Raw genomic sequence first — 510 nt, 5'->3', positions numbered from 1 at the left:
CTGCTCCTGTTAATTGTCTTTCGGGCATTGCAGGCTGTCGGCGGGGCATTGCTTACGCCAAACAGCATTGCCATTATCCGGCATGTTGTTTCTGAAAAACGCCTACCGAAAGTGTTTGGATTTTTCGGACTGGGCGCGGGACTTGGTGCAGCACTCGGGCCTTTTATCGGCTCTATACTGATTGACAGCTTCAGCTGGCATTCGATTTTTTGGGTCAACATCCCGTTCCTCGCCATTGCTTTATTTACGGCATTAACGATGTTTCCTCAATATAAAGAAAATAAATCTGACGCGCCGCTGGATATCATCGGCTCTCTCTTGCTTGCAGGCAGCATCGTTTCCATTATCCTGCTGACGAAAAATGAGGCTCCATGGGGATATACTGTATACAGTGTATTGATACTTCTTTTTGTTCCGCTTTTTTTCAGAAGAGAAAAACGTACCCAGCACCCCATCATTGACTTTGCACTGTTTAAAAGCTCAACCTTTACAAATGCGAATCTATCAGTC

1 protein-coding gene is annotated in these 510 nt (G+C 45.5%); it reads left to right on the top strand.

Annotated elements, in window-relative coordinates:
* Window positions 1-510: MFS transporter (locus ACWHAR_RS32305; protein ID WP_452089080.1), on the top strand; the 510-nt coding region annotated here is incomplete at both ends.

It is taken from the genome of Bacillus sp. LR--39, assembly GCF_053613335.1.
The sequence above is the reverse complement of the archived record's forward strand: the minus strand, read 5'-3'. Positions and strand labels throughout refer to the sequence as shown.